This window comes from Faecalibacterium sp. AF27-11BH (assembly GCF_003603005.1).
GTDB classification, from domain to species: Bacteria; Bacillota; Clostridia; order Oscillospirales; family Ruminococcaceae; genus Faecalibacterium; species Faecalibacterium taiwanense.
Map to the genome: position 1 here is coordinate 75,302 of NZ_QVGS01000012.1, position 7,152 is coordinate 82,453.

The following is a 7,152-nucleotide window of genomic DNA, read 5'->3' on the forward strand; positions in this document are numbered from 1 at the left end:
TATGGAAGACATCAATACCTTAACTCAAAAAGCCAATTCAGGTGACGCTGTTGCCATGCGTAAGCTGGGTTATGAATACCTGATTGGAAAAAACATTCAAAAAGACGAAAAAAAGGCATTTCAACTTTTCCGTGCAGCTGTTTGGGAAGGCGATTTGAATGCGACAATATACTGTGGCTATTGCTGTAAAACTGGTGCCGGTCTTGAAAAGCCTAACATCGTCGCAGCCGCACGATACTACGAGTATGGTGCACGTGCAGGAGTTGCCGCAGCGCAATATGAACTTGCCAGAATCTATATTGATAAAGAGATGGGGGATGCTTGCTTTATTGGCGGTGCTAATCCGTATATTGGTTGTGAGCGTTGGCTAAAAAAGGCGGCTGAACAAAACTATATCTATGCAGAAGAACTCCTTGCAGATAAATACTATGAAGGTGCCTATATTGTTAAGGATGTCAAAGCTGCAATTTACTGGTACGAAAAAGCTGCAAATCAGGGTAGTGTCTATGCAATGTATCAAGCAGGCTACGTCTACTACACTGTGCCAATTGACTATAATAAAGCTGGACAGTGGTTCTCTCTTGCAGCGGAAAAAGGCAATAAGGATGCTGAAGATGTATTGCGCAACCATCTAAGGTACAACCGTTTTACTAAGAAATGGGATGCTATTCGCTAATCGTATAAATCTTTTTATATAGCTCAAGAACCAGCGTATCTGTGAGATTCCAAAGCTCATAGATGCGCTGCTCCTTTTTTAAATCATTAGAGGAGCGTGATGCCATTGACCCAACCAAAAAACAGCCTATCCTACCTCCGCAGCGAAAAATCCAAAGCCGAACAAAAGCTGCGCTCTTGTCAGCACCGGGAGAAAATCCTTGAACGTCAGATGTCAAAGCTGAACCGGAGAGAGCGTGTGCATCGCCTTTGCACTCGTGCCGGAATGCTGGAAAGCTTTTTGGTCTGTCCGGGAGAACTGACCGACGATCAGGTGATGGAGCTTCTGAAGATCTCGTTCCGTCAGCCGGAAGTCGTACTGGCTCTTGCAAAGATGGTGCATGATGTTCACGAACGCAGCAACGTCCAAAACCCTTTAGAATAAAGGGCGCAATTATACACCGTTCCGGTGAAATTGCGGTCTTGCAGACGGCTCGATGAAATCGAAGCTGGCGTTTGTGCGCCAGCCCGATTCCATCCCAAGGAAAACTGCATTTTCCTTGCGCTGCTACCGCAGCTATCCTTTTGCTCGCTACCATAAAACACGCATAGAAAAAGCCGATTGGAAACAGCAACATTTCCAATCGGCTTATCTTTTTGTTAGGCAGATTTCTTTTCAGCTAATGCCCGGACTTCCTCAATTGAAAGGTCGGTGTACTTTGCCACCTTTTCACAAGGCACACCATCTGCCAACATTGCCAATGCGTGTTTGACCGATGTTTCATGCTCGGTTTCATCCCGCATCTTTTCCATAGCTCTGCACATAGCTGCCACTCCCTTCGTGTCTTCTTTGAAATAACGAACCCTCTGTGCCAAAATGGAATAATTCATATCCTTCGAGTTGGTACAGAAAAAGTCGTGCATCAGTTTTCCTAATGCGGTTTCGTCCTTGATTTGTGAGTTTACATAAACGATGTGAGCCTGATCATTAAAAAACGTTCCAGTTTCCCGAATTGTACGGTCAACATGATAAATTGGAAGGCCGGCCTTTAATACGTCATTTTCGGTGATAAAGATAACGTATGTTTCGTTCAGCGCATCGTAATCATCGCCCGCATCAGTCAAGTTTGCATCCAGCAGACTGCTATTGTACCGTGCGCGTTTTTCACTAGCACCACGGTCACTGCGCTGCACCTCAATATTATATGCACGGTTTTCCCGATCCACTGCCAAAATATCCAATCGGACTGAACGGCCTTGCAGATTTTTGATGCTGTACTGACCATGAACCTCTTTAACGGTCAAATCATCCCGTTTCAAGATGATCTGCAAAAGAAACTCAGCACAGGCACGTTCTTCAAACACCGCAGCCATGAAATCATCATCAATCAACCGCAATCCACGCAGCCGCTGCAAATCTTCTTCATGTTTCCGTTCAAAATCCAACTCTTGTTGTGATTTTCTTTCCGGCATTGGCTCACCAGCTTTCTGCTTACTTATCCAAAATAATAGTACCATAATTCCGTGATTTTTACAAGAGAACGATTCAAATGTCATCAGGAGGTGATGCCTATTCCGTGTCCGCATTTCAAAATCACCATCGTCAAGCGCAGCCAAGGACAGTCTGCTGTTGCCGGGGCCGCTTACCAAAGCGGCGAACGGCTGTTCAGCGAGTACGACCAGAAAACGAAATCTTACAACAAGAAGAAAGAACTTGTCCACGCCGAGATCATGCTGCCGTCCCATGCGCCGCCCGGATTTGCAGACCGGGCAACCCTCTGGAACGCCGTGGAAGCCGTGGAGAACCAGTGGAACTCCCAGCTTGCCCGGCGCATCGTGCTGGCTTTTCCGGTGGAAATCCCGAAGGAGCAGTATCTGTCCATGATAAAGGAATTTTGTCAGGAGCAGTTTGTTTCCAAGGGCATGATCGCTGACTTTGCCATCCATGACAAGGGCGATGGTAACCCACACGCCCACATTCTGCTGACGATCCGAGCAATGGACGAACACGGCAAGTGGCTTCCAAAAGCCCGCAAGGTCTACGACCTTGACGAGAACGGTGAGCGCATCCGGCTCCCCTCCGGCAACTGGAAGTGCCACAAGGAAAACACGGTGGACTGGAACGACCAGAAGTACGCTGAGGTCTGGCGGCATAGCTGGGAGACCATCACCAACCGCTATCTTGAAGCGGCTGGTAGACCAGAACGTGTTGACCTGCGCTCCTTTGTGCGGCAGGGCATCCAGCAGATACCGACCGTCCATCTCGGCCCCGCCGCACACCAGATGGAAAAGCGTGGAGTGGAGACTTTTCTCGGCAATCTGAACCGGGATATTCGTGCGGCCAACAGCCTGATGCAGTCTATCCGCAGCGCGATTCGTGGGCTGCAACGCTGGATCACAGACCTGACCGAAAAGAAGCAGCTTCTTCTGGACGCTCTGGAAAAGGCGAAGGAACCCACACTGTCCGACCTGCTGGTGGATTACTTCAATCTCCGCAATGAGCAGCGCACCGATTGGTCTGGCAAGGCAAAACTGAAATGCACTGTCCGGGACTTTGAGGAAGTCAAACGGGCGGTGGACTATCTGAAAGCCCATTCCCTGAACTCCATCGAGGATTTGGACACCGCAATTTCTAACCTGAACCAGACTGCCGCCCCTCTCCGCAGGCAGTTGAAACAGAACGAAAACCGTATGCGGACAATCGCCCAGATCAGGGACGCTGCTGCCGTCCATGCCAAGCTGAAGCCCATCCATGATACCTTTATGAAGAAAAACTTCAAGCTAACCAAGGACGCTTACGCTGCCCAGCACAAAGAGGAGCTGGACACCTTTAATAAAGCTGTCCGCACCCTGATGAAGCTGAACGGCAGCACAACAGTGGATTTTTCGGCATTGGATGCCGAATTTTCTGCGCTGCAATCCGGCAGCGCAGAACTGCGCACCCAACTGGAAACCTTGCAGCCGGACATCTCTGCCTTGAAAAATATCCGCAAGTATATCGACATGGTGCTGAATAAGCAGCAGCTTTCCGCACCGGGCGGCAAGACCCCGGAAAAGGAATCGGTGCTGAAGAAGTTGAACGATAGCAAGGCAGCACTTGAACAGAAAAAATTACAGACCCAGCCAAAAGAAAGCGAACACACATTGTAAGAGGAGAAGCGCAAATGAGCAAAACTATCACATTGACCGAACATCGCCCTGCGGATGGAATGTTGACCATGCGAGTCAGAAACACAACTTACAACGTCAACATTTTTTTCAATCCGAGCTCAAAGAACACATTAGACACTCAAATGCGGAAAATCATTCAAAAAGAAGCGAAAGCTGGTAATTTTTGAATTTACAGCAGCATCTTGATTTTTTATCTTGACAAAATGCAGCCCAAAGGGACTCTGGTTCTGGAAACGGGCCAAATGCTCCAGCGGGCGGGCTACCGGGTGAAAATCCTGAACACGATAAACTTTTCCAAGTCCATGAAGTACAACCCCTTTGTTTACATCCACTCGGAAAAGGACGTGCTGAAACTGGTGAATACCCTTATCTCCAACACCAAGGGCGAGGGTGAGAAATCAGCAGAAGATTTTTGGGTGAAGTCGGAACGGCTGTTCTACACCGCGCTTATCGGCTACATCTGGTATGAGGCCCCGGCAGAGGAAATGAACTTCACCACCCTGCTGGAAATGATAAATGCCAGTGAAGCCCGCGAGGACGACCCAGAGTTTCAAAGCCCAGTGGACCTCATGTTTGAACGGCTGGAACAGAAAGACCCGGACCACTTCGCCGTCCGGCAGTACAAAAAGTTTTTGCTGTCAGCGGGCAAGACCCGTTCCTCCATCCTGATAAGCTGCGGTGCCCGTTTAGCCCCGTTTGACATCCGGGAAGTGCGTGAACTGATACTTTTTCAGCAAGTTTGCTGTGGTGCTGGTGTATTCCATTTGCTTTATGCTAGTTACCGCAACGGCGTCCATTCTGACCGGCATACTATCCGGTTATATTCCCTTTGACAGTGAAAGTGTCCTTTATCTTTTGCGGAAGTGTATGGAAATTTCTCTGTTGACCGCCTTTGCGGTGTTACCAGTACTGGCGGTTGCCGCAGCGCAAAAGGGCTATATTCTCCCTGTTTGCCTGACGCTGATTTATACATTCCTCGGCTTTATCCTCTTGATGGTGAATATGTACCTACATCCGCTGTCCAGTATGACCGCTATTGTTATGTATGATATTCCGGGTGTTGTATTCGATCAGCCATTAAATATTCCAGCCGCATTTCTGTGTATTGGTGTATGGGCTGCTGCTTCGGCTGTATTGGCGAATGTGGCATTGGTTCGGAGAAAGTGAGGTGCAAAAAATGATGAAAGATTTGCTTTGGGCGGAGAGCCAGAAACTCCACCGTTCCAAAATACTCTGGATTGCTGGGTTTGCAACAGTCATGGTAGGGTTGATCGTCTTTGCACAGGGACAGTTTACATTCTATGACCGCCGATATATTGACGGGGCTGGATGGTTTATGACAGCGGCCCAATCCCTTGCTACCTTTTATGTTCTGCCTGCTGTAATTGCCCTATTGGGAAGTTATATGATTTGCCGGGAGGAACAGGAGGATACCTTAAAATCTCTGCGGCTCATTCCCGTAGATGAAGTGAAACTGACACTTGCCAAAATGATACTTGCCTTTGTGTTCAGCGTTCTGATTTACCTTTTACTTTTTGCAATTACCTTTCTTGTCGAGGCAGTTTTGCATTTAGAAGCACTTTCCGTTGGCCTTGTGTTAGAAAATCTGAAAATATATTTTCTGGATGGGGTAGGCGTATTCTTTGCAATTTCGCCTATTGTCGCTCTGGTAGCGCGGATGAAAAAGGGGTATTGGCTGGCTCTGGTATTTGCAGAAATTTATTCGTTTGCTGGATTATTTGCGAGTATGTCCCAGCAGTTAAAGACGGTATATCCCATGACAGCCGTTTTCAATATCTCTGGTTATTATAATGCAAATATGTTTCAGGTTTTAATCGGCGTTGTAATTCTGATGGTTTGTGTGATTTTGTCATTGTTAATTTTGAAAGGATTGAACCGCAAGACTAAATAAATGCAATATATCTAATGATCTGCCGGACGACGGCAAAAGAAAAAAGCCGTCGTATAGCAGACATATCTGCGCGCCCATTTTGAACCGGCGGCTTTTGAAAAACTCAAGGCCGCCGGTTCTTTTTGCTTATCAGAGCGTTTCATCGTCCGTATGGCGGCCATAGGAGGATGCCGCCATGCGCCTGATATTCTATCGAACGCCTAGCTTTGAACTGTCAAAAAAAAGCCTTGCTCCCTCACAGGGTCAGCAGGGCTTTTACTATGCACTATACAATGTAACTGCTGTGCATTTTATACTGTCATTATGCCCAGTCGGCCGTTTTCGGGCTGCTGGGCTTTTCTGTTGCAGCCTGAAAATCTGCCTGCTTCAAAAATTTTTTAGGGAAATTTTCAAAAAAGCGGGCAGAATCGGGTGTTTCAGGTGTCATATTAGCGGAAAGGGAAAAATCCACCCGACATCCCCACGGAAAGGGGGTGAGAAGATGGAAGCTATCCCTCGCAACGATGGCGAACAGTACCGATTCGATGCGTTCTGCAAAGCGGTACTGCGAAATGAGGCCCGGAACTATCACCGAAATAAAAAACGCCTGCTTGACCGTGAAAAGTCATTCAGCGTCCTTTCGTTGGAAGAACTGGGGCAGCTCACAAGTGTAGACCACTATCCGAGTGAAGAATTTGTATTTTCGTTCTACGGCTGTGATCTGCACATCGACAATGAGCTTGTTGCCAATGCGTTTGCCGCTCTGCCGAAACAAGAACAAAGCATTCTGATTCTGTTTTGCGTTCTGGAACTGGGCGACGGCGAGATTGGCGACCTCATGGGAATGTCCCGGAGTGCTGTTCAACGGCACCGGGCAAAAACGCTGAATGAGCTGCGAAAAAAGCTAAAGGCGCACTTGCCGGAGGGAGGTTAGGCGTAAATGGGCTCCTATGGACACACGAGCAGAGAGTTTTTACCACTCTCGGTGATTCGCTCTGCCTGCGCCGGGGACACCGATGCAGTTGAACAGGTTTTGCAGCATTACAGAGGTTACATCAACAAACTCTGTACAGGCATTCTCTATGACAAACACGGTCAGCCTCATGTGTGCATAGACGAGTACATGAAACGCCATCTGGAAATCAAACTGATTTCCTCTATCGTGACCAGAGCCGAAACGGTCTGACCCTTTCCGCGTTTCGGAACAGCACCTTGAAAAATATGCCCGCAGGATAATGGCGGTGCATCATAGGGCAAACGGATACGTTGCTGTCTGTATCGAGCCGGACGGCGGGTGCGCCAAGATGCTTTTCTCTGAAAAGTGTAGCGATCTCCACCCCGCCGCAATGCAAGCGCGGCTGCTTGCGGGCCATGACATACCGACAGGCTGATACTCCCTTACCGTCAAAGTCCGAGCGTTCAGAGCGTCGCAGGCA

The 7,152-nt window shown here is 48.2% G+C and carries 9 protein-coding genes and 1 pseudogene; 9 read left to right on the forward strand and 1 reads right to left on the reverse strand.

The window, feature by feature from the left end; genetic code table 11:
• The first annotated feature begins 1 nt into the window (after position 1).
• Both DWY76_RS11290 and DWY76_RS11295 read left to right on the forward strand, forming a co-directional pair.
• A complete protein-coding gene (locus tag DWY76_RS11290) occupies positions 2–676 on the forward strand; it encodes a tetratricopeptide repeat protein (protein ID WP_117950304.1) in 675 nt (224 codons plus the stop codon).
• A 99-nt stretch (positions 677–775) separates the two neighbouring features.
• Positions 776–1,099, forward strand: a complete 324-nt coding sequence (locus DWY76_RS11295) for a DUF3847 domain-containing protein (RefSeq protein ID WP_117527665.1) — start codon at positions 776–778, stop codon at positions 1,097–1,099.
• Between the two features lie 215 nt (positions 1,100–1,314).
• Here DWY76_RS11295 and DWY76_RS11300 read toward each other — a convergent pair whose 3' ends face one another.
• Positions 1,315–2,127, reverse strand: coding sequence for a PD-(D/E)XK nuclease family transposase (locus DWY76_RS11300; protein WP_120081382.1), 813 nt, complete (start codon positions 2,125–2,127; stop codon positions 1,315–1,317).
• Positions 2,128–2,226: 99 nt separating this feature from the next.
• On the opposite strand from DWY76_RS11300, the gene mobQ reads away from it, so the two are divergent.
• The 7 genes and pseudogenes from mobQ to DWY76_RS11335 all read left to right on the forward strand — a co-directional run bounded on the left by mobQ (position 2,227) and on the right by DWY76_RS11335 (position 6,902).
• Complete coding sequence (mobQ, locus tag DWY76_RS11305) at positions 2,227–3,804, forward strand: MobQ family relaxase (protein ID WP_347562254.1); 1,578 nt, start codon at positions 2,227–2,229, stop codon at positions 3,802–3,804.
• A 14-nt stretch (positions 3,805–3,818) separates the two neighbouring features.
• Complete coding sequence (locus DWY76_RS11310) at positions 3,819–3,992, forward strand: hypothetical protein (RefSeq protein WP_117527659.1); 174 nt, start codon at positions 3,819–3,821, stop codon at positions 3,990–3,992.
• 25 nt (positions 3,993–4,017) lie between these two features.
• Positions 4,018–4,550, forward strand: a pseudogene (locus DWY76_RS11315) (type IV secretory system conjugative DNA transfer family protein); the annotation flags it as partial.
• 46 nt (positions 4,551–4,596) lie between these two features.
• Positions 4,597–4,992 carry an ABC transporter permease gene (locus DWY76_RS11320; protein ID WP_243112022.1) on the forward strand — a complete coding sequence of 132 codons (396 nt, stop codon included), beginning with the start codon at positions 4,597–4,599 and terminating at the stop codon, positions 4,990–4,992.
• Positions 4,993–5,005: 13 nt separating this feature from the next.
• Positions 5,006–5,737, forward strand: a complete 732-nt coding sequence (locus DWY76_RS11325; RefSeq protein ID WP_199696595.1) for an ABC transporter permease — start codon at positions 5,006–5,008, stop codon at positions 5,735–5,737.
• Positions 5,738–6,218: 481 nt separating this feature from the next.
• On the forward strand, positions 6,219–6,650 hold the full coding sequence (locus DWY76_RS14550; RefSeq protein ID WP_097784844.1) for a sigma-70 family RNA polymerase sigma factor: 432 nt from the start codon (positions 6,219–6,221) through the stop codon (positions 6,648–6,650).
• Positions 6,651–6,656: 6 nt separating this feature from the next.
• Positions 6,657–6,902, forward strand: a complete 246-nt coding sequence (locus tag DWY76_RS11335; protein ID WP_097784843.1) for a helix-turn-helix domain-containing protein — start codon at positions 6,657–6,659, stop codon at positions 6,900–6,902.
• Positions 6,903–7,152: the final 250 nt, after the last annotated feature.

Bases quoted from the DNA above. Each gene is read 5' to 3' on its own strand.
- DWY76_RS11325 (WP_199696595.1), top strand. From the start codon at position 5,006: ATGAAAGATTTGCTTTGGGCGGAGAGCCAGAAACTCCACCGTTCCAAA.
- DWY76_RS11310 (WP_117527659.1), top strand. From the start codon at position 3,819: ATGAGCAAAACTATCACATTGACCGAACATCGCCCTGCGGATGGAATG.
- DWY76_RS11300 (WP_120081382.1), bottom strand. From the start codon at position 2,127: ATGCCGGAAAGAAAATCACAACAAGAGTTGGATTTTGAACGGAAACAT.
- DWY76_RS14550 (WP_097784844.1), top strand. From the start codon at position 6,219: ATGGAAGCTATCCCTCGCAACGATGGCGAACAGTACCGATTCGATGCG.
- DWY76_RS11335 (WP_097784843.1), top strand. From the start codon at position 6,657: ATGGGCTCCTATGGACACACGAGCAGAGAGTTTTTACCACTCTCGGTG.
- DWY76_RS11320 (WP_243112022.1), top strand. From the start codon at position 4,597: ATGCTAGTTACCGCAACGGCGTCCATTCTGACCGGCATACTATCCGGT.
- DWY76_RS11290 (WP_117950304.1), top strand. From the start codon at position 2: ATGGAAGACATCAATACCTTAACTCAAAAAGCCAATTCAGGTGACGCT.
- DWY76_RS11295 (WP_117527665.1), top strand. From the start codon at position 776: ATGCCATTGACCCAACCAAAAAACAGCCTATCCTACCTCCGCAGCGAA.